At 73.3% G+C, this 20,221-nt stretch carries 17 protein-coding genes and 1 pseudogene; 12 read left to right on the top strand and 6 right to left on the bottom strand.

Annotated elements, in window-relative coordinates:
- Nucleotides 1–49: 49 nt before the first annotated feature.
- From Q9250_RS13675 to Q9250_RS13715, 9 genes are all read left to right on the top strand, one after another.
- Complete coding sequence (locus tag Q9250_RS13675) at nucleotides 50–811, top strand: IclR family transcriptional regulator (RefSeq protein WP_306232446.1); 762 nt, start codon at nucleotides 50–52, stop codon at nucleotides 809–811.
- Between the two features lie 94 nt (nucleotides 812–905).
- A complete protein-coding gene (gene pcaH / locus Q9250_RS13680; protein WP_306232447.1) occupies nucleotides 906–1,760 on the top strand; it encodes a protocatechuate 3,4-dioxygenase subunit beta in 855 nt (284 codons plus the stop codon).
- Nucleotides 1,760–2,353, top strand: coding sequence for a protocatechuate 3,4-dioxygenase subunit alpha (gene pcaG / locus Q9250_RS13685; RefSeq protein WP_306232448.1), 594 nt, complete (start codon nucleotides 1,760–1,762; stop codon nucleotides 2,351–2,353). Before pcaH ends, pcaG begins: the two co-directional genes overlap by 1 nt.
- A 74-nt stretch (nucleotides 2,354–2,427) precedes the next feature.
- Entirely contained in the window at nucleotides 2,428–3,837 is a 1,410-nt protein-coding gene (locus tag Q9250_RS13690) for a lyase family protein (RefSeq protein ID WP_306232449.1), read from the top strand.
- On the top strand, nucleotides 3,834–4,616 hold the full coding sequence (locus Q9250_RS13695) for an alpha/beta fold hydrolase (RefSeq protein ID WP_306232451.1): 783 nt from the start codon (nucleotides 3,834–3,836) through the stop codon (nucleotides 4,614–4,616). Before Q9250_RS13690 ends, Q9250_RS13695 begins: the two co-directional genes overlap by 4 nt.
- The gene (pcaC, locus tag Q9250_RS13700) at nucleotides 4,613–5,014 is read left to right on the top strand and encodes a 4-carboxymuconolactone decarboxylase (RefSeq protein WP_306232452.1); all 402 of its coding nucleotides are present in this window, start codon (nucleotides 4,613–4,615) and stop codon (nucleotides 5,012–5,014) included. Before Q9250_RS13695 ends, pcaC begins: the two co-directional genes overlap by 4 nt.
- 110 nt (nucleotides 5,015–5,124) lie before the next feature.
- The gene (locus tag Q9250_RS13705) at nucleotides 5,125–5,883 is read left to right on the top strand and encodes a 3-oxoacid CoA-transferase subunit A (protein WP_306232453.1); all 759 of its coding nucleotides are present in this window, start codon (nucleotides 5,125–5,127) and stop codon (nucleotides 5,881–5,883) included.
- Nucleotides 5,880–6,545, top strand: a complete 666-nt coding sequence (locus tag Q9250_RS13710; protein ID WP_306232454.1) for a 3-oxoacid CoA-transferase subunit B — start codon at nucleotides 5,880–5,882, stop codon at nucleotides 6,543–6,545. The genes Q9250_RS13705 and Q9250_RS13710 overlap by 4 nt, the downstream gene beginning before the upstream one ends.
- On the top strand, nucleotides 6,542–7,711 hold the full coding sequence (locus tag Q9250_RS13715) for a thiolase family protein (protein ID WP_306232456.1): 1,170 nt from the start codon (nucleotides 6,542–6,544) through the stop codon (nucleotides 7,709–7,711). Before Q9250_RS13710 ends, Q9250_RS13715 begins: the two co-directional genes overlap by 4 nt.
- 873 nt (nucleotides 7,712–8,584) lie before the next feature.
- Here the strand turns inward: Q9250_RS13715 and Q9250_RS14225 are convergent.
- The 4 genes and pseudogenes from Q9250_RS14225 to Q9250_RS13735 all read right to left on the bottom strand — a co-directional run.
- Nucleotides 8,585–9,019: pseudogene (locus tag Q9250_RS14225) on the bottom strand (Y-family DNA polymerase); the annotation flags it as partial.
- Nucleotides 9,020–9,180: 161 nt separating this feature from the next.
- Nucleotides 9,181–11,181, bottom strand: a complete 2,001-nt coding sequence (locus Q9250_RS13725) for an autotransporter outer membrane beta-barrel domain-containing protein (RefSeq protein ID WP_306232458.1) — start codon at nucleotides 11,179–11,181, stop codon at nucleotides 9,181–9,183.
- An 80-nt stretch (nucleotides 11,182–11,261) separates the two neighbouring features.
- Entirely contained in the window at nucleotides 11,262–12,350 is a 1,089-nt protein-coding gene (locus tag Q9250_RS13730; RefSeq protein ID WP_306232459.1) for a hypothetical protein, read from the bottom strand.
- A gap of 114 nt (nucleotides 12,351–12,464) precedes the next feature.
- Nucleotides 12,465–13,154, bottom strand: coding sequence for a serine/threonine-protein kinase (locus tag Q9250_RS13735; protein WP_306232460.1), 690 nt, complete (start codon nucleotides 13,152–13,154; stop codon nucleotides 12,465–12,467).
- A gap of 124 nt (nucleotides 13,155–13,278) precedes the next feature.
- Between Q9250_RS13735 and Q9250_RS13740 the strand changes: the two genes are divergently transcribed.
- From Q9250_RS13740 to Q9250_RS13750, 3 genes are all read left to right on the top strand, one after another.
- Complete coding sequence (locus Q9250_RS13740; RefSeq protein WP_306232462.1) at nucleotides 13,279–14,241, top strand: 1-phosphofructokinase family hexose kinase; 963 nt, start codon at nucleotides 13,279–13,281, stop codon at nucleotides 14,239–14,241.
- Between the two features lie 81 nt (nucleotides 14,242–14,322).
- Nucleotides 14,323–14,769 (top strand): GNAT family N-acetyltransferase, encoded by a 447-nt coding sequence (locus tag Q9250_RS13745; protein ID WP_306232464.1) that lies wholly within the window; start codon nucleotides 14,323–14,325, stop codon nucleotides 14,767–14,769.
- Between the two features lie 27 nt (nucleotides 14,770–14,796).
- Nucleotides 14,797–16,245: an alpha-amylase family glycosyl hydrolase gene (locus tag Q9250_RS13750; RefSeq protein ID WP_306232466.1), complete on the top strand. Its 1,449-nt coding sequence runs from the start codon at nucleotides 14,797–14,799 to the stop codon at nucleotides 16,243–16,245.
- Nucleotides 16,246–16,308: 63 nt separating this feature from the next.
- On the opposite strand, the gene Q9250_RS13755 is transcribed toward Q9250_RS13750, so the two are convergent.
- Complete coding sequence (locus Q9250_RS13755; RefSeq protein ID WP_306232467.1) at nucleotides 16,309–18,117, bottom strand: ABC transporter ATP-binding protein; 1,809 nt, start codon at nucleotides 18,115–18,117, stop codon at nucleotides 16,309–16,311.
- Nucleotides 18,114–19,988, bottom strand: a complete 1,875-nt coding sequence (locus tag Q9250_RS13760; protein WP_306232468.1) for an ABC transporter ATP-binding protein — start codon at nucleotides 19,986–19,988, stop codon at nucleotides 18,114–18,116. Before Q9250_RS13760 ends, Q9250_RS13755 begins: the two co-directional genes overlap by 4 nt.
- Nucleotides 19,989–20,221 lie beyond the last annotated feature (233 nt).

Consider the following 20,221-nt stretch of genomic DNA (forward strand, 5'->3'; position numbering starts at 1 on the left):
GCCGCCAGTCTGCCGCGCCGGCACCGGCCGCGCGGCATAGGGTGCGGAGGTGACCGACGGGCTCCTCGACCGAGCGCTGCGCGTGCTCGCCGCGTTCCACGAGGACGCGGCCGAGCTCTCGGCGGCGCAGCTCGCCCAGCGCACGGGCATCGCGCTCTCCAGCCTGCACCGGCTGCTGGCGACGCTGGTGGCGCAGGGCCTGCTCATGCGGGTGCCCGGGCACCGCTACGCGATCGGAGCCCGGCTGTGGGAGCTCGGCGAGCTGTCGCCCCTGTCGCTGCGGCTGCGCGAGACGGCGCTGCCGCACATGATGCGCCTCTACGACGCGACGGGCGAGAACGTGCACCTCGCGGTGCTCGACGGTTCGACGCCCGCGACGAGCGACGCGCTCTTCGTCGGCCGGGTCACCGGTCGCGCCTCGATCGCGACCATCAGCCGCATGGGCAGCCGCGAGCCGCTGCACACCACCGGCGTCGGGAAGGCGCTGCTGGCGACCCGCGACGAGCCGTGGCTGCGGCAGTACTTCGAGCGCGCTCTGCTGCCCCAGACGACGCGATCGCTCGTGACGGAGCTGGCGTTGCGGGAGGATCTCGACCGCACCCGGGCGCGCGGCTACGCGGTCACGCGCGAGGAGATGACGCTCGGCAACATGTCGTTCGCCGCCGCGCTCGGCCGGGTCGACGGGCTGCCGCCCGTGGCGATCGGCGTCGTCGTGCACCTCGAGCGCGCCGAGGGCCGCCGGCTCGCCCCGCTCGTCGTGCAGGCCGCGCGCGAGCTGCGTGCGGCGCTCGAGGCATCGCAGTCTCACTGAGCGGGAATCGAGGCGAGTCGAGCGCCGCCGGGGTGTGACGCTGGACTCGTCCGCCGGATGCCCCGAGCCCGGCGCTCGCACGCAAGGAGGCCCCATGCCCATCGAGCCCGACGACGAGGCGTTCTCGTCACCCGTGGCCCTCGAGCCCGTCGCCGCTGCGCCCGAGTCGCTGCTGGCGTCGGCCGACATGCCGTCGCAGCAGCAGATCACCCGCGAGATCGGCGAGCTGCACGCCGACGCCGAGCGACGGGTCGCCGAGGGCGAGGAGCTGCCCGCCACGCTGTACGACTTCGCGCCCTATCGCTCGAGCATCCTGCGACACCCCACGAAGGACCCGCGACTGGTCGACCCCGAGACCATCGAGCTGTGGTCCCCCGCCTACGGCCAGCGCGACGTCGCGAAGGTCGAGTCGGATCTCACGCTGCAGCACTCGGGCGAGCCGCTCGGCGAGCGGATCACCGTGCAGGGCCGGCTGCTCGACAGCTGGGGCCGGCCGCTGCGCAACCAGCTGCTCGAGATCTGGCAGGCCAACGCGGCGGGCCGCTACATCCACCAGCGCGACCAGCATCCCGCGCCGCTCGACCCGAACTTCACCGGCGCCGGCCGCATCGTCACGAACGACGACGGCGAGTATGCGTTCACGACGATCAAGCCCGGCCCCTACCCCTGGAAGAACCACGTCAACGCGTGGCGGCCGGCGCACATCCACTTCTCGGTCTTCGGCACCGGCTTCACGCAGCGGATCATCACCCAGATGTACTTCCCCAGCGACCCGCTGTTCGCCCTCGACCCGATCTACAACTCGATCCGCTCGCAGCGCGATCGCGACCGGCTGATCGCCGCGTACGACCACGACCTGACGGTGCCCGAGCTCTCGATGGGCTACCGCTGGGACATCGTCGTCGACGGCCCCGACGCCACCTGGTTCGAGCCGGAGGACGAGCACTGATGCCCGCAGAGACCAGCGCGAGCAGCGCGCGCGACCGACGCGGCACGGCGCCGCTCGAGCCCACCGCCGGCCAGACCATCGGGCCGTTCTTCGCGTTCGGGCTGCAGTACCCCAAGATGCACGAGCTCGCGTTCCCGCACAGCCCGGGCGCGATCGTGCTCGGCGGCACCGTGCTCGACGGCGCGGGTGCACCCATCCCCGACTCCTGCGTCGAGATCTGGCAGGCCGACGAGCACGGCGCGATCCCCCGGGCTCGCGGGAGCCTCCGGCGCGACGACCACACCTTCACCGGCTTCGGCCGCGCGTTCACGACCGACGAGGGGCACTTCGAGTTCTGGACCCGCGACCCGGGGCCGGTCGACGGCGCGGCGCCCTTCTTCGCCACGATCGTCTACGCCCGCGGGCTGCCGCACAAGCTGCACACCCGCATCTACCTGCCGGAGGATCGCGAGCGCCTCGACGCCGACCCGCTGCTGGCCTCGCTCACGCCGGTCGAGCGCGAGACGCTCATCGCCACGCGCCTGCCGGACGGCTCCCTGCGCCACGACATCCGGCTGCAGGGCGAGCGCGAGACCGTCTTCATCCGCTTCTGACGAACGACCGCTCCGATACGCTCGGCGCCGAGGCGGCCCGGGCGCAGCACCCCCCCCCGGCCGCGAGGAGGAACGTGACCGCCATCGATGACGGCCTGCTGTCGCCGCTCACGGTCGGCACCGACGCGTCCGTCGCCGACGCCTCGGTGCTCGACGCGCTCGTGGCCGCCGAGGTGGCGCTCGTGCGAGCGCTCGGCACCGCGGGGCTCGCGCCCGCGCACGCGGTCGATGCGGTGTCGGATGCGCTCGGCTGGCAGGGCGCGGGGCTCCCGTGCCTGCTCCACGGGATCGCCCTCCAGCCCCTGGCGGCCGCAGCCGTCGCGGGCGGCAACCCGGTCATCCCGCTCGTCCCGGCGCTGCGCGCCGCGGTGCCCGACGCCGCGCGCGCCTGGGTGCACCGCGGAGCAACCAGCCAGGACATCCTCGACACCGCACTCATGCTCACCGCGCGAGCGGCGGCCGACCAGGCGCTGCACTCCCTGGCCGCGACCGAGCGGGCGCTCTCAGCACTCGCGGTCGAGCACCGCGACGCGGTCGCGGCCGCTCGCACGTTGACGCAGCACGCCGTGCCGACCACGGTGGGGCTGCGGGCCGCCACCTGGCTGCGGGGCGTGCGCCGCGCCGCCGAGCGCCTCGCGGCTGCCCGCGCGGCGCTGCCGGCCCAGCTCGGCGGCGCGGGCGGCACGCTCGCCTCGTTCGTCGAGCTCGCCCGCGATGCGGTGGAGCCGAGCGGCACCGTCCGCACGATCGTCGAGGCGTTCGCGGCCGAGACCGGCCTGGCGGTGCCGGACGCCCCCTGGCACGTCACCCGCTGGCCGGTCACCGAGCTCGGCGACGCGCTCGTGCAGGCGATCGACGCCGTCGGCCGGATCGCCACCGATGTCGCCACGCTCAGCCGCACCGAGATCGGCGAGCTCGCCGAGGGCTCCGGCGGCGGCTCGTCGGCGATGCCGCAGAAGCAGAACCCCGCGGCGGCCGTGCTGATCCGCTCGGCGGCACTGCGCGCGCCGCAGCTCGGCGCCACGCTCCACCTCGCGTCGGCGCTCGCCGGCGATGAGCGGCCCGATGGCGCCTGGCACGCGGAGTGGCCGACGCTGCGCGAGCTGCTGCGCCTGGCCCTCGGCGCGACCGCGCACGCGGCAAGCATGACCGCGGGCCTCCGCGTCGACCTCGACGCGGTGGCGCGCAACCTCGGCGCCACGCGCGGGCTCCTCGTCGCCGAGCGGCTCTCGCTCGCGCTCGGTCCCATCATCGGGGCGGATGCGGTGCGTGCGATCGTCGGGTCGGTGGCCGCGGGCGGCGACCTCGCCCACGCTGTCCGCGCGGCGCTCGCCGAGGCCGGCGCGGCGGACGTCGACGTCGAGCGCCTCATCGACCCGCAGGAGTACACCGGGCTCGCCGGAGGGCTCGTCGACGAGGCCGTGAGCGGCACCCGCCCCGCCACGCCCAGCACTCGCCACGATCGGCAGCAGGAGGCCGAATGACCGTCCCGACGCTCACCCTCACCCCGCTGGGCGGCATCGACGACGGTGCGCCGCTCGTGCTCGGCCCGTCGCTCGGCACCTCCAGCATCCTCTGGGAGCGCACGGTCGCCGCGCTCGGGCAGGAGCACCGGCTGCTCGCCTGGGATCTGCCCGGCCACGGCGCCTCGCCGCGCACCGAAGACCCGTTCACCGTCGCCGACCTCGCCGACGCGGTGGCGCGAGCCGTCCGCGATGCCGGGTGCACACGCATCCGCTATGCCGGTGTGTCGCTCGGCGGCGCCACCGGGCTCGAGCTGCTGCTGCGCCATCCCGACCTGGTCGACTCGGCCGCGATCGTCGCCTCCGGGGCGCAGCTGGGCGATCCGCAGGCTTGGCACGAGCGCGCCGCGCAGGTGCGCGCCCAGTCGACCTCGTCGCTCATCAGCGGCTCGGCGCAGCGCTGGTTCGCGCCCGGCTCGATCGAGCGCGAGCCCGACCTGAGCGGGCGCCTGCTGCACGCGCTGCAGGAGGCCGACGACGAGTCGTACGCACGGTGCTGCGAGGCGCTCGCCGGCTTCGACGTGCGCGACCGGCTCAGCGACATCGAACGGCCCGTCGTGGCGGTGTGGGGCGAGCACGATGCCGTCGCACCTGCGGCGAAGGCCGAGGAGATCGCGACGGGCGTGCACCACGGCTCAGCGGCGATGATCGCCGACGCCGCCCACCTGCCGCCCGCCGAGCAGCCCGAGGCGACCGCCCGCGTGCTGCTCGACCACTTCGCGCGAGGAGGCGCAGCATGAGCCGACCGTTCGGCGAAGGCCTGACCGACGCGGAGCGCTACCTGCAGGGCATGGACGTGCGGCGCGAGGTGCTCTCCGACGCGCACGTCGACCGCTCCGTCTCGGCCACGACACCCTTCACGGCCGACTTCCAGGACTTCATCACCCGGGTCGCGTGGGGCGACGTGTGGTCGCGGCCGGGCCTCGACCGGCGCTCGCGCTCGGTCGCGGTGCTCACGGCGATGATCGCGCTCGGGCACCACGAGGAGTTCGTCATGCACGTGCGTGCCGCGCTGCGCAACGGGCTGACCCCCGACGAGATCAAGGAGGTCATCCTGCAGTCCGCGGTCTACTGCGGGGTGCCCGCAGCCAACACGGCGTTCAAGCTCGCGAACGAGGTGCTCGCCGCCGAGGCCTGAGGGCGCGTCTCCCCCGGGCAGCAGGAGGCGCTCGCCCTGGCAATCGCCGCACCGGACCGATATAGTCGTTATACGAACATCGGTTCGCAGAGCGAACACAGGAGGCAAGCGTGATCGACAAGTCCGTGCCCGATCTCGAGGCGGCGGTCGCCGGCATCGACGACGGCGCGACGGTGATGATCGGCGGCTTCGGCCGCGCCGGTCAGCCCGTCGAGCTGATCGACGCACTCATCCGGAGCCGCGCGAGCGACCTCACGATCGTCAACAACAACGCCGGCAACGGCGACACGGGCCTGGCTGCCCTGCTGGCGACCGGCCGGGTGCGCAAGATCATCTGCTCGTTCCCGCGGCAGCACGACTCCTGGGTCTTCGACGGCCTCTACCGCGACGGCCGCATCGAGCTCGAGCTCGTGCCGCAGGGCAACCTCGCCGAGCGCATCCGCGCGGCCGGCGCCGGCATCGGCGCCTTCTTCTCCCCCACCGGGGTCGGCACCGAGCTCGCCGCGGGCAAGGAGACGCGCGAGATCGACGGGCGCACCTACGTGCTCGAGCACCCGATCCACGCCGACGTCGCACTCATCTCAGCGCTGCGCGGCGATCGCTGGGGCAACCTGGTGTTCCGCGAGACGGCCCGCAACTTCGGCCCCGTCATGGCGACGGCGGCCCGCGTGACCATCGCCCAGGTCGACGAGATCGTGCCGCTCGGCACCCTCGACCCCGAGCAGGTCGTCACCCCCGGCATCTTCGTCGACCGCGTCGTCGCGGTCGGCTCCCGGCCCTGGCTGCGCGACGGCGCGTTCGTCGGCGGCGTCGACGTCGAGGGGCGCCGCCTCGGCGACGCTCCCGCTCCCGTGGAGGTGGACCAGTGACCACGCGCATCAGCCGCGACGACCTCGCCCGGCGCATCGCCGCAGACATCCCCGAGGGCTCCTACGTCAACCTCGGCATCGGCGCCCCGACGCTGGTGGCGAACTACCTGCCGGTCGATCAGGAGATCATCCTGCACACCGAGAACGGCCTGCTCGGCATGGGCGAGGCGCCCGAGCAGGGCAGCGTCGACCCCGACCTCATCAACGCGGGCAAGCAGCCGGTCACGGCGCTGCCGGGCGCGGCGTACTTCCACCACGCCGACTCGTTCGCGATGATGCGCGGCGGCCACCTCGACGTGTGCGTGCTTGGCGCCTTCCAGGTCTCCGAGACCGGCGACCTCGCCAACTGGTCGACCGGCGCGCCCGGCGCCATCCCCGCCGTCGGCGGCGCGATGGATCTCGCGATCGGCGCGAAGAGCGTCTACGTCTTCACCGACCTGCTCACGAAGCAGGGCGAGCCCAAGCTCGTCGCGGCCTGCACCTATCCCCTCACGGGTGTCGGATGCGTGACGCGCGTGTACACGGACCACGCGATCTTCGATGTCACCGAAGCGGGCTTCGCCGTGCGGGAGGCGTTCGGCGACAACACCGTCGCCTCGCTGTCGGAGCTCACCGGCCTCGCGCTGGCCGACAGCCGGACCGCCGGACAGGACGCATCGTGACCGCATCCTTCGTCTACGACGCCGTCCGCACCCCGTTCGGGCGCGCCGGCGGAGCGCTCTCGGGCGTGCGCCCCGACGACCTCGCGGCGCTCGTCATGCGTGAGACGGTCGAGCGCACGGGCATCGATCCGGAGCGCATCGCCGACGTCATCTTCGGCGACGCCAACCAGGCGGGCGAGGACAACCGCAACGTCGCGCGCTTCGGCGCGCTGCTCGCCGGGCTGCCCACGTCGGTGACGGGCGTGACGGTCAATCGTCTGTGCGCGTCTTCGGTCGAGGCGGTCATCCAGGCGGCCCGCGCGGTCGAGTCCGGCGACGCCGAGCTCGTGCTCGCCGGCGGCGTCGAGTCGATGAGCCGCGCGCCGTTCGTCGTCGAGAAGTCGCCGAAGCCGTGGCCGGCGACCGGCAACCCACAGATGTGGAACACGTCGATCGGCTGGCGCATGGTCAACCGCGCACTGCCCTCGCACTGGACGATCAGCAACGGCGAGTCGGCCGAGAAGGTCGCGCGCGAGCACGGCATCTCGCGCGAGGCGCAGGACGCCTTCGCGGTGCGGTCGCACCGGCTGGCGGCCGAGGCCTGGGCTGCCGGCGTCTTCGACGGCGAGATCGTGCAGGTGCCCGGCGCCGAGCTCGCGCGCGACGAGGGCATCCGTGCCGACACCTCGCTCGAGCGGCTCGCGGGCCTGCGTGCGCTCTTCGCAGACGACGGCACGGTCACTGCAGGCAACGCGTCGTCGATCAACGACGGCGCCTCGGCCGTGCTCGTCGGCGCCGAGGGTGCGCTGGATCGCGAGCCGCTCGCGCGGATCGCCGGGCGAGCCAGCCACGGCGTCGACCCCGACGACTTCCCACTCGCACCGATCGAGGCCGCCAACAAGGCGCTCGCCCGGGCGGGCCGAACGTGGGCCGACGTCGACTTCGTCGAGCTGAACGAGGCATTCGCGTCGCAGGCGCTCGCCGACCTGAAGGGCTGGCCGGAGCTCGACCCGGAGCGCCTCAACATCCACGGCGGTGCGCTGGCGATCGGGCACCCGCTCGGCGCCTCGGGCGGACGCATCATCGGCCGTGCAGCGCACGAGCTCGCCCGTCGCGGCAGCGGCGTCGCGGTCGCGGCGATCTGCATCGGCGTGGGACAGGGCCTCGCCGTCGTGCTCGAGCGCTAGCGCCGGCGGCGCGCGCCTCGAGACCCTCCCCTCCGTTGGTCGAGTAGCTCGCGCCGGCAGCGCGCCCGGCCAGGGGCCAGCGACCTGCGCCGGCGCCGCGTCGCCCCAGGGCGTCAGCACCCCGCGCTCGGCGAGCAGCCGCCCGCCGCCGGGCGTCGCGGTCAGCACCGCCTCGCGGCCGAGCATGCCCTGCAGCCGCTCGAGCGCGTGCTTCGTGCGGTCGTCGATGTCGCCGCCGCCCCACAGCCCCGGCATGTGCTCGGCGTCGGCGTCGAGCCGCTCCGGCAGCGCCTGCACCTCGACGAGCGCCGAGCCGAGGTCGCTCTCGGTGAGCTGCCAGCGCATCCGGTCGACGATGTCGCCCGCGCGCAGGAACCCGGGCTGGCGCCAGAGGCGCTCGCTCACCCGGCCCTCCTCGCCGCGCAGCACGATGCGGATCTCGCTGCACACCAGCCGCTGCTCGGCCAGCTGCCGCACGAAGCGGTCGACCGGCTCGCGCACCGCGAGCGCGAGCTCCTGCACGCCCTCGATGCCCGGCTCGAACACGAGCCGCAGCACCCGCTCCTCGCCGAGCCCGGCCTCGTCGACGCGCCGGTCGTCGTCGCCGCGGGCGCGGGCGAGCGCCACCAGCCCCGCCTCGCCGAAGCGGTCGCGGATGCTCGCGTCGGGCAGCTGCGCGAAGCCGCCGAGGGTGTGCACGCCGAGCCGGTGCAGCATGCTCGGCAGCTCGTCGTCGCCGAGCACCCCGACCGGCAGCGCGCTCAGGAACTCACGGCTGCGCCCGGGCGGCACGATCGCCTCGCGGTCGGCGCCGGCGGCGAGCTCCGCCGTGAATCGGTCGTCGGCCACGCCGAAGCTCGCCCTCAGCCCGAGCTGCTCGAGCGCGCCGCGCACCGCGTCGAGGGCACGCGACTCCGACCCGTAGAACCTGCTCGCCCCGCGCATCCGGAACGCCAGCGCCCCGTCGCCGATCGGCTGCGCCGCCGGCACGACCGCCAGCACCGCGCGCACCACCCGCTCGAAGGCGAGCGCCTCGCCCACCGGGTCGGCGGGCGCGAGCGCGAGCATGGGCGACGCAGCCTGCGCGTCGCGCACCCGCATGCCCACCCGCACGCCGTCGGCTCGGGCGCCCTCGTCGCACGCCACGATGCGCAGCGCGTGCACGATCGCGCCGGGCTTGCCCTGCTCGCCGCCGCCGGGCAGCGCGCCCGTCTGCCGCGCCACCACCACCGGCCAGTCGGGCACGCGCAGCACGCCCACCCGGCTGGTGCGCACCCGCACCGCGGTGCTGCTCGTCGTCTCGTCCACACTCCATGATCGAACATACGTTCGATCGTCGTCAAGCGGATGCGGCGCGTCGCGCCGGGCGGTCCGGTGCCGTCGTGTGCGGTGCCCGTCGCGCCCGGACCGTCACGCCCGGGCATGCGGGAGTGCGGGACGCAACCCAGCGCGTCCCGCACCCGCTCTGTTCACCGCGTGACGTGCACGCGGCGTCGCGCCAGCAGCAGCATCCCGAGCGCCAGCAGCGTCAGCGCCGGGAGCAGCAGCTCGCCCGAGCCGGCACCGGTCTGGGGCAGCATGCCTCCGGAGCCGGAGCCGGAGCCGGAGCCAGACGCGCGCGCCGTGCCGGCATCCGCCGTCACGGGCATGCGCTGCACGGTCTTGTTGACCGCCGGCTGGTCGGATCCGCCTCCGCTGCCGACCTCGGCACCGGAGTCGCCGGCACCGCTGCCATCAGCCGGGTCGGCGGGGTCGGCCGGGTCGGCAGGCACCGTCGGGTCCGTGGGATCGGTCGGGTCGACCGGCACGGTGGGGTCAGTCGGCACCGTCGGGTCGGTCGGCACAGTCGGGTCGGTCGGCACGGTCGGATCGGTCGGGACCGTTGGGTCGGTCGGCACGGTCGGATCTGCAGGATCGACCGGCGAAGCCGGCGAGTCGCAGTCGCCCGCCAGCCCGCCGAGCGAGACCGCCAGGCAGACGTCGGCATCCACGCCGAGCAGGTCGCCCAGGTCGAGGCCGGCATCCGCATCCACGATCGCGTCGACATGGGGCAGCAGGCCATCGCCCGCCAGGCCATCGCCCGCCACGCCATCGCCCGCCACGCCATCGCCGAGGTCGACGATCACATCAGCGATCACGTCGGCATCGACCTCACCGAGCAGACCATCACCGAGCAGACCGTCACCGAGCACGCCATCCCCGAGCAGGCCATCGCCCAGCTCGACGACGAGGTCGGCATCGATCGCTGCACCGACATCCGAGAGCAGACCATCGCCCGCTCCCCCATCGGCCAGGTCGACGATCACGTCAGCAGCCACGTCGGCCACGACGCCGGAGAGCGCATCGCCCTCGTCAGCCGCGCCACCGAGCAGCCCGTCGCCGAGATCCACCAGCGCGTCGACGTCGACGACCGCTTCAGCTCCAGAGAGCAGGCCGTCGTCAGCGACGCCGTCGCCGACGTCGACGATCACGTCAGCCTCCACGTCGGCCACCGTGTCGGAGAGCAGGCCATCGCCCGCCATCCCGTCGCCGAGGTCGACGACCGCATCCGCGTCCACGACCGCCTCAGCGCCCGAGAGCAGGCCGTCGCCGGCGACCCCGTCGCCCAGATCCACGACCGCATCCGCGTCCACGACCACCTCGGCGCCGGAGAGCACGCCGTCGCCGGCGACCCCGTCGCCCAGGTCCACGACCGCGTTCGCATCCACGACCGCCTCAACGCCGGAGAGCACGTCGTCGCCCCGAGCCTCGTCACCGAGGTCGACGACCGCATCCGCGTCCACCGCCACGACCGCCTCATCGAGGACGTCATCGTGCACGACGCCATCGCCGAGGTCGACGATCACGTCAGCCTCCACGTCGGCCACCGCTTCGGAGAGCAGCCCATCACCCGCGACCCCGTCACCGAGGTCGACCACAGCATCCGCGTCGACCGCCGCCGAGTCGTCCGAGAGCACGCCGTCGCCGGCGACCCCGTCACCGAGGTCGACCACAGCATCCGCGTCTACGACCGCCTCGGCACCCGAGAGCACCCCGTCACCCGCGACCCCGTCACCCAGATCGACCACAGCATCCGCGTCCACGACCGCCTCGGCACCCGAGAGCACCCCGTCACCGGCGACCCCGTCACCGAGGTCGACCACAGCATCCGCGTCGACGACCGCCTCGGCACCCGAGAGCACCCCGTCACCGGCGACCCCGTCACCGAGGTCGACCACAGCATCCGCGTCGACCGCCGCCGAGACGTCCGAGAGCACGCCGTCGCCGGCGACCCCGTCACCGAGGTCGACCAGCGCGTCCACGTCGACGATCGCCTCGACGCCCGAGAGCAGGCCGCTGCCCACCCCGAGCACCGACGATCCGGATCCGACATCGTCGGTCTCCGCCGCACTGGCCACGCCAGTGCCTGCGGCCCAGAGGCCGCCTGCGAGCGCTGCTGTCCACAGCGCGCGCTTCATGAGCTTGTTCATCGCTCTTCCCTTTCATGGAGTGATCTGCCGCTCCGCTCCGGAACGGCTGCGTGCCGCGCGCATGGCACGGCCCGGATCGCTCAATCAGGGCTGGCGGTGAGCTCCTCCACAGGGGCGCTGGGGATGCGGTCGGACTCGACCGCACCGGCCTCACCGCTCGCGGGCGCGAGCAGGAGGTGGTCATGGGTGATCGCCGACGGCGGCGACGAGCCGGCCGTGGCACCGCTCGAGCCCGAGGGCAGAGCGGCGGGCTGTGCCGGCGCGCGGACGTCGGCGGCATCGCGATCCGGCGGCGAAGCCCCTCGGATCACGGGCGTGCCCGCGTTGGACGTCGGGGATCCAGCCGTCGCTGCGGCGCCGGCGACGCTGCGCCGCTCGAGCGCGACGGGGGCGGATGCGTCGACGACGTCGGGCGCCACGCCCGGCTCGGAGGCGTGCGCGGCCGCGTCGCTGGGCAGCGGCTCCTCGGCGCCGGCCTCCGGCACGAGCGCCGGCCCGGCCTCGACGACCGGCGGAGCAGTCGGGACCACGGGCTCGATCACCTGCGCGCCAGGGGTGACGACCTCGACGCCCGCCTCGAGGACTGGGTCGACGATCGCGCTGACCGGCCGCTCGCCGAGCAGGTCGTCGACCACAGGCAGCGCCTCGACCGCACCGTCGACGGTGTCGACGACCGGGTCGAGCGCCGTGAGCACCGGGGACAGCACCGAGCCGGTGACGGCATCGAGCACCGGGTCGGTCACCTGGTCGAGCACCGGCACGACCATCGGCGCGACGGCATGATCGATGACCGCCTCGACCGGCTGCGTCACGGGCGCGAGCGGCTGCAGCGCGGGCGCGAGCGCCTCGGTCGCGTCGCCGGCAGCGCCGGGCGCTGCGACGACCGCCTGCACGACGGGAGCGACCGGGGCGACGACCGGAGCCGTGATCGGCTCGACGATCGCCTCGACCGGATCGAGCGTCGCGCCGAGCTCGTCGACCAGCGCGTCGACCGGTGCTGCAGCAGCGCCGACCAGGCTGCCGAGCAGGTCGCGGCCGTCGTCGTCGGCAGCACTGGCCGCGGAGGCGCCGCCGATGAGGGAGAGGCCGACGGCACCGAAGGACGCCGCGGCGATCGCCAGGGCAAGGCGCAGCGGGCGGAGGCTTGTGCCTGCGCTCGCTGCCGACATGATCGCCCCCGAAGATTGCAGCCTTCTCGACTCTGTCCGGGTCAGGCTACGCCGCGCCTCCCGGCAGAGCAACGCATTTCTGACGTTCCCAGAACCTTCCCAGGACGGAAGGTTTCAGGCCGCCGGCTGCATCAGCAGCGCAGCGTCGCCGAGCACCGGCTCGGGCGCACCGGCACCGGCGATCGGGATGCGCGCGAGCCTCGGCGCCCCTCCGGCGGCCGCCTCGACCAGGAGGCTGCCGGTCGCGATGCGGCCATCCCCGTCGGCGAGGCCGCCCCACTCGGCCCGCACGCTGCGCACGACGGTCGCTGCATTCGGCCACGGGCCGACGACGAGCAGGGTCGACGACGACTGCCGCAGCCGGGCGGCGAGGCGCGCCGCGTCGGTGGGCGCGACCCGCGGCGGCGCGGCGGCCAGCACGACCGGCATCGCATCGGCGAGGCTCGCCACCACGTCGAGCCATGCGCGGCCCGGCTGCGGCACGAGCGCGATGCGGTCGATCGCCACGCCCAGGTCGCGAGCCGCCTCGATGCCGAGATCGGCCATGCCGACGATCGCGCCCCAGCCCCCGGCGGGCATGACAGCGCCGAGACAGGCGAGCGCGAGGCTGCGCGACTCGATGCTGTGCGCAGCCCCGGGGCGCAGGCTCCGCACGACATCGTCGAGCCCCGCGGGCGCCGACTCGTCGAGCGTCGGCGCCTGCTGCGGCACCGTCTCCTGCATGCTGCGCAGCCGCTCGCGCAGCGCCTCGACCGTCGCTGTGCGGTCCTCCCCCGTGCGGCGCTCGAGCCTCGTCGATGCCATCCCCATCCCTCCATCTTCGAACGTGTGTTCGAATCGGTCAAGCCCCGGCGGCGTGTCGAGCCATCAGTCGCCATGCGATGATCGAAGCGACCCGCGACGCGGGCAGCTGCGACGAGGAGGCTCGATGGCGACCACCGCCGACGACCCGAGCGTCGCACCCACCGCTGACGCGAAGGCCCCCGTGCTCTGCGTCACCACGAACCCCGCGATCGACATCACGTACACGATCGACGAGCTGCGGGTCGGCGTCAGCCACCGGGTGCCCACCGGCCTCGCCTGCGCCGGCGGCAAGGGCGTCAACGTCGCCCGCGTGCTGCGGCAGCACCACGAGCCCGCGATGGTCATCGCCCCGATCGGCGGGCCGGTGCGCGTGCTGTTCGTGCACGACCTCGACCGCTCCGGCATCCCCCACCGCCTCATCGACGTCGACGCGCCCACCCGGCGCACCACCGCGATCGTCACGCCGGCCGGCACCACCAACCTCAACGAGACCGGCGAGGCCATCGACGCCGCCAGCTGGCAGCGCGTGCTCGAGGCTGTGCGCGCCGAGGCAGCCGGATCCCGGGTCATCGTCTCGGCAGGCTCGCTACCGCCGGAGACGCCGGCGCACCTGTGCGCGAGCGTCGTCGAGATCGCGCTCGCCGCGGGCAAGCCGGTGATCGTCGACGTCGGGGGCGCGCAGCTGCCGCACGCGGTCGCCGCAGGCGCCACCGCCGTGAAGCCCAACCGCCACGAGCTCTTCGACGCGATGGGCGGCAGCGACCCGCTCGACGCCGCCCGCCGCCTCGCCGCGCTCGGCCACGGCACCGTCTTCGCCTCGCTCGACGTCGAGGGGATGCTCGCGGTGCTGCCCGACGGCCGCGCCTGGCACGCGATGCTCGACCACGTGCTCGACGGCAACCCGACCGGCGCCGGCGACGCCGCGGTCGCCGCGATCGCGCAGGCGCTCGCCGAGGGCGCGACGCTCGAGGAGCAGCTCGCCCGCGCGACGGCGTGGTCGGCGGCAGCGGTGCTCTCGCCCCAGGCAGGCGCGATCGCCGATCCCACCGAGCTCGCCCGACGCATCCGCATCACCCCCATCGGCTGACGCGGCGCAGCCGGTCAGCCGACTCCCAGCGTTCATCCGGCGCCCACTTGGCGTGCGGCATCTCGCTGGTACGGTGTGGCCATGGAGAACCTGCGCCTCGAAGAGCTGAACGCGGCCAACATCGTCGCTGCCAACGGCATGACGCTCAAGCGCGGGCAGGAGGCGTTCCTCGCCGGCAACGCCCGCCTCGAGGAGTTCGTCAACACGCAGAGCTCCTGGCAGCGGGTGATCTTCGACGGCGAGCAGCCCGTCGCGTTCGTGATGGCGAACTTCGACCCCGAGGTCGACCGCGAGGAGTACCGCTCGAGCATCCTGCGCATGTACGTCGCGGGCGACGCGCAGCGCAAGGGCGTCGGCAGCTTCACGGTCGATCAGGTGGCCGAGGAGGCCAAGCGCCAGGGCTTCGACAGCGTCTTCGCGGTCTGGGAAGAGGGCGAGACCGGCCCCGGCAGGTTCTTCCAGGCCGTCGGCTTCGAGATCATCGGCGAGAACGAGTACGGCGAGTCGATCGGCCGCAAGAGCCTCTGACGCCGCTCGCGCGAGCGTGAGCCGCTGATGCGTCGACTGGTCGCGGCCGTCGTCGCGGCAGCCGTGCTGGCCGTCACCGGCTGCGCGGCCGCGGCACCCGAGCGCCGCGACACGGGCGTCGCGCTCTTCCAGTGGAGCTGGAACGCCATCGCCGACGAGTGCGGCGTGCTCAGCGACGCCGGCGTCGCCTGGGTGCTCACCTCGCCGCCGCAGGAGCACGTCGACGGCCGCACCGCCGGCGTGCCCGGCACAGACGGCACCGAGTGGTGGTGGTCGTACCAGCCGACCTCCTACCAGGTCGAGTCGCGCCTGGGCACCCGCGCCGAGTTCGCCGCGATGACCGCCGCGTGCGGCGAGGCGGGCGTCGACGTCTACGCGGATGCGGTCATCAACCACATGGCGGGCGTCGAGTCGGGCTCGGGCTGGGCAGGCACCGCGTTCACCCACTACGCGTACCCGGGCACCTACTCGCGCGCCGACTTCCACGACTGCGACCGGAACCCCGACGACGACATCGACGGCTACACCGAGCCGTTCGTGATCCAGCACTGCGAGCTCGAGAACCTGGCCGACCTCGCGACCGAGTCGCCCCGCGTGCGAGAGACCATCGGCGCCTACCTCGACGACCTGCTCTCGCTCGGCGTCACCGGATTCCGCCTCGACGCCGCCAAGCACATCGACCCGGACGACGTCGCCGCGATCGTCGCCGCGCTGCCCGAGGGCACACCGGTGATCAGCGAGGTGATCCGCGGCGCGGGCGAGCCGGTGCAGCCCGAGCAGTACACCGGCTTCTCGACGGTGTGGGAGTTCGGCTGGGCCGAGCGCGTCGGCTCGTTCGTGCAGGACGGCTCGGCCAGGGCGCTCGCCGACCTCGACCCCGACTCCTACGGGCTGCTCGAGCGGAGCGCGCGCACCTTCCTCGTCAACCACGACACCGAGCGCAACGGCACCACGCTCTCCTACCGCGACGGCCGCGAGCTGTCGGCAGCGACCGCCGTCATGCTCGCGACCGACTACGGACCGCCGACGCTCCACTCGGGCTACGCCTTCTCGGAGCGTGATCAGGGTCCGGCGCTCGAGGCCGACGGGTCGGTGGCGGATGCGTCGTGCACCGGCGACGAGGTGCCCGACCGCATCGTCGATGGCTGGGAGGACCGCGCGTGGGTCTGCCAGCACCGCTGGCCGGGCACCCTCGAGCTGGTCTCGTGGCGCACCCGCGTCGTCGACGCGCCGGTGACCGAGCAGTCGTCGATGGAGTCGGCCTACGTCTCGCTCCGCGGCGAGACGGCGGCCATGATCGTGCAGCTCGACGACGAGCCGGTCGCCGTGCAGGTGCCTGTGACGCTCCCCGACGGCAGCTACTGCGACGTCGTGGTGCCCGACTGCGCATCCGTCATCGAGGTCGCGGGCGGCGTCGCCGCGATCGAGCTGGAGCCTTGGCAGGCGGTGGCGCTCGACCGGTTCACGCGGCCGTAGCCGGCTGACGCCTCCGCTGGTCAAGGATCGGCGCGAGCGCGCGCTCCTCGACCAGCGCGGCGGCTACACCAGCGACTCGCGCCAGGCGCGGTGCAGCGAGGCGAACTTGCCGCCAGCGGCGATCAGCTCGTCGGGCGAGCCGTCCTCGATGATGCGGCCGTGCTCCATCACCAGCACCCGGTCGGCGATCGCGACCGTCGAGAGGCGGTGCGCGATGATGATCGCCGTGCGGTCGGCGAGCAGCGTCGTGAGGCCCTGCTGCACGAGCCGCTCGGAGGGGATGTCGAGCGAGGCGGTCGCCTCGTCGAGGATCAGCACGCGCGGGTCGGCGAGGAACGCGCGCGCGAACGACAGCAGCTGCCGCTGGCCGGCGCTCACGCGGCCGCCGCGCTTGTTGACGTCGGTGTCGTAGCCGTCGGGCAGCGCCTCGATGAACTCGTGCGCGCCCACCGAGCGGGCGGCCGTCTCGATCTCGTCGTCGGTCGCCCCCGGCTTGCCGAGCGCGATGTTGTCGGCGACGGTGCCCGAGAAGAGGTAGGCCTCCTGGGTCACCATCACCACCGCGCGACGCAGGTCGTCGTTCGTCAGCTCGCGCAGGTCGACGCCGTCGAGCTGCACGGAGCCCTGCGTCGGGTCGTAGAAGCGCGACACCAGCTTGGCGAGCGTCGACTTGCCGGCGCCGGTGGTGCCGACGAGCGCGATCGTCTGCCCCGAGGGGATGTGCAGGTCGAAGTCGGGCAGCACGACCTTGCCGCTGCCGTAGGCGAACTCGACGCCGTCGAAGTCGATCTGGCCGCGCGAGGCGGGCAGCGCCCGCGGCGCGACCGGCTCCTTGACGGTCGGCTCCTCCTCGAGCACGCCGGAGATCTTCTCGAGCGCGGCCGAGGCCGACTGGTAGCCGTTGAAGAACATGCCGATGCCCTGGATGGGCTGGAAGAAGTTGCGCGCGTAGAGCGCGACACCCAGCAGCGCGCCGATCTGCATGGTGCCGTCGGCGACGCGCAGGCCGCCGACCAGCACGAGCGTGGCGATCGTGATCGCGCCGATCGCCATGATGCCGGGCTCGTAGATGCCGAAGATGTTGATGGTGCGGAAGTTCGCGTCGCGGTAGTCGTCGACGCGCTCGTCGAACTCCTGCTGGTTGGCGCCCTCCTTGCGGAACGCCTTCACCGCCCGGATGCCCGTCATCGTCTCGACGAAGTGCACGATCATGCGCGCGCTGGTCGTGCGCGTCTCGCGGAACAGCACGGTCGAGCGCACCTGGAACCAGCGCGTCAGCAGCACGGCCGGGATGAGCGCGATGCCGATGATCAGCCCCGAGAGCGGGTCGAGGATCGCCATCGCGATCCCCGTGAACGACATGAACAGCACGCCGCGCACGAGCTCGTTGAGGCCCTGGTCGAGCAGCTCGCGGATCGACTCGAGGTCGCTCGTCTGGCGGGCGATGATGCGGCCCGAGGTGTACGACTCGTGGAACTCGAGGCTCAGCCGCTGCGCGTGGTCGAACAGCCGCCGGCGCAGCTCGAACAGCACCGTCTGGCTGATGCGCGCGACGCCCACGGTGTAGAAGTACATGAGCACGCCGCCCACGACCGCCGCGACGATGTAGGCCACCGTGGCGCCCCACAGCGGCATCCAGTCGGCGCGCTCGACGATCGACGGCAGGCCCCGGTCGATGCCGTAGGCGATCAGCATCGGCCCGGCGATGTTCGCGGCCACCGCGATGACGACCAGGATCATGGTCACGACGACCTTGGCCACGTGCGGCCGCAGCAGGCTGCCGAGCAGCTTGCGCGACCGCGCGCGGATCGCCTTCGACTCGGCCTTGGTGTAGTCGGTGCGGTCCTCGCCCTGCACGCCCTGGACGGTCATCGGGAGACCCCCTCGGTCTGCGCATCGAGGTCCTCGACGTCGATGGTCTGCATCGAGCCGGTGATCGTCTCGATGCTCTTCCTGTCGCGCTCGGCCTCCTCGAGGCTCGAGATCACGTAGCGGTAGTGCTCGCTGCGGGCGAGCAGCTCGGAGTGGGTGCCGACGTCGACGATCCTGCCGTCGCGCATCAGCGCGACGCGGTCGGCGAGCTGCACCGTGCTCGGGCGGTGGGCGACGATGAGCGCCGTGGTGCGCTCGAGCACGTGGCGCAGCGCCTCCTCGACCTGTGCCTCGGTCTCGACGTCGAGCGCCGAGAGCGGGTCGTCGAGCACGAGCACCGCCGGGTCGGCGGCGACCGCCCGGGCGAGCGCGAGCCGCTGCCGCTGGCCGCCGGAGAGCGAGAGTCCCTCCTCACCGATCTGCGTGTCGAGCCCCTTCGGCAGGTCGCGCGCGAAGTCGGCCTGCGCGATCGCGAGGGCGCGGTCGAGGGCCTCCTCCGACGCATCCGGGGCACCCATCAGCACGTTCTCGCGGACGGTGGCCGAGAACAGCGTGGCGTCCTCGAAGGCCATCGCGACGTGGGTGCGCAGCTCCTCGAGCGTGAGGTCGCGCACGTCGACGCCGTCGAGCAGCACGCGGCCGCCGGTGACGTCGTAGAGCCGGGCGGGCAGCGCCGTGAGCGTGGTCTTGCCGGAGCCGGTGATGCCGATCAGCGCCATCGTCTCGCCAGGCCGGATCACGAGGTCGGCGCCGTCGACGAGGTCGCGCTCGTGCTCCTGCGCGTCCTGGTAGCGGAAGCGCACGCCCTCGAAGACGAGCTCGCCCCTCGGCTCGGCGATCGAGACCGGCGAGGCGGGGTCGACGATCGTGTTCTCGGAGTCGACGATCTCGTGGAAGCGGCGCGACGCGTTCGACGCGTCGATGAGGAAGGCGAACAGGAAGCCGATCGACTCGATCGGCCAGTTGAGCACCATCGCGACCGCGAAGAACGCGAAGAGCGTGCCGACCGTGATCTGCCCGCTCGCCGCGAGCCAGACGCCCAGGAACAGGCAGACGGCGTAGGAGATGTAGGGCACGATCGTCAGCCACATCCAGAGGCTGCCGTCCATGCGCGCCTTGTCGATCTCGGTCTCGCGCAGCGTCTTCGCCTGGTCGGTGAAGCCCTCGAGGGCGTGCCGGCCGCGGCCGAAGGCCTTCAGCACGCGGATGCCGTGGATCGACTGCTCGACGGTGGTCGCGAGGTCGCCCGCCTGATCCTGCGCCGCACGAGAGATCGTGAAGTAGCGGCGCTCGAAGCGCAGCGCGAAGAAGACGATCGGCGCCGAGAGCACCACGAAGACGCCGGCGAGCAGCGGGCTCCAGAAGAAGAGCACACCGATGCCGACCACCAGCGTGATCGCGTTGACGACCAGCAGGGGTGCGCCGAAGGCGGTGAAGCGGCGGATCATGCCGAGGTCCTGCACCGCACGGCTGAGCAGCTGGCCCGACTGCCAGCGGTCGTGGAACGCGACCGGCAGCGCCTGCAGCTTCGCATAGAGGGAGCGGCGCATCGACGCCTCGACCTTGGTCGAGGGCAGCGTGACGAGGAACCGCCGCATGTAGACGAAGAAGGCCTCGCCGAGCGCGAGCGCGAGGATCGCGAGCGCCACCGGCCAGACGGCGGCCGAATCGGCGTCGGCGAGCGGGCCGTCGACGAGCGCGCGCATCGCGATCGGCGTCGCCAGGCTCAGCAGCGCCGAGACGAGCGCCGCCGCGGTGCCCCACAGCAGGCGCGGCAGCACCGGCCGCAGGAAGGGCAGCAGGCGCGAGAGCGCTGCCAGGTGCCCGATGGGCTTCTGCTCTGTCGAATGGTCCGGGGGCGTGGCAGACATGGGGGATCCTTCGGAATCGCGGGCGGGATGGGCCGGCGATGATGTGTGCGACCGGTGGGTCGCGATGGCGGTGCGGTGCCGGGCTCAGCGTGGCGCTGGCACGGCGGGGCGAGCGGGGCTCGCGACGGGGAGATCCCTGGCTGCTACCGGCGCCCGGCGAAGCCGACGCGGGTGCGGAGGGCGCGGGCGGCAGCGATCGGGGCGTTCGTCGTCGTGCTCATGGCATCCTCCTG

Origin of the sequence: Agrococcus beijingensis, assembly GCF_030758955.1 — a bacterium.
GTDB classification, from domain to species: domain Bacteria; phylum Actinomycetota; class Actinomycetes; order Actinomycetales; family Microbacteriaceae; genus Agrococcus; species Agrococcus beijingensis.

Excerpts from the sequence above, each read along its gene's own strand:
- pcaH (WP_306232447.1), top strand. The coding sequence starts at position 906 with ATGCCCATCGAGCCCGACGACGAGGCGTTCTCGTCACCCGTGGCCCTC.
- pcaG (WP_306232448.1), top strand. The coding sequence starts at position 1,760 with ATGCCCGCAGAGACCAGCGCGAGCAGCGCGCGCGACCGACGCGGCACG.
- Q9250_RS13695 (WP_306232451.1), top strand. The coding sequence starts at position 3,834 with ATGACCGTCCCGACGCTCACCCTCACCCCGCTGGGCGGCATCGACGAC.
- pcaC (WP_306232452.1), top strand. The coding sequence starts at position 4,613 with ATGAGCCGACCGTTCGGCGAAGGCCTGACCGACGCGGAGCGCTACCTG.
- Q9250_RS13725 (WP_306232458.1), bottom strand. The coding sequence starts at position 11,181 with ATGAACAAGCTCATGAAGCGCGCGCTGTGGACAGCAGCGCTCGCAGGC.
- Q9250_RS13730 (WP_306232459.1), bottom strand. The coding sequence starts at position 12,350 with ATGTCGGCAGCGAGCGCAGGCACAAGCCTCCGCCCGCTGCGCCTTGCC.
- Q9250_RS13735 (WP_306232460.1), bottom strand. The coding sequence starts at position 13,154 with ATGGCATCGACGAGGCTCGAGCGCCGCACGGGGGAGGACCGCACAGCG.
- Q9250_RS13740 (WP_306232462.1), top strand. The coding sequence starts at position 13,279 with ATGGCGACCACCGCCGACGACCCGAGCGTCGCACCCACCGCTGACGCG.
- Q9250_RS13745 (WP_306232464.1), top strand. The coding sequence starts at position 14,323 with ATGGAGAACCTGCGCCTCGAAGAGCTGAACGCGGCCAACATCGTCGCT.
- Q9250_RS13750 (WP_306232466.1), top strand. The coding sequence starts at position 14,797 with ATGCGTCGACTGGTCGCGGCCGTCGTCGCGGCAGCCGTGCTGGCCGTC.
- Q9250_RS13755 (WP_306232467.1), bottom strand. The coding sequence starts at position 18,117 with ATGACCGTCCAGGGCGTGCAGGGCGAGGACCGCACCGACTACACCAAG.
- Q9250_RS13760 (WP_306232468.1), bottom strand. The coding sequence starts at position 19,988 with ATGTCTGCCACGCCCCCGGACCATTCGACAGAGCAGAAGCCCATCGGG.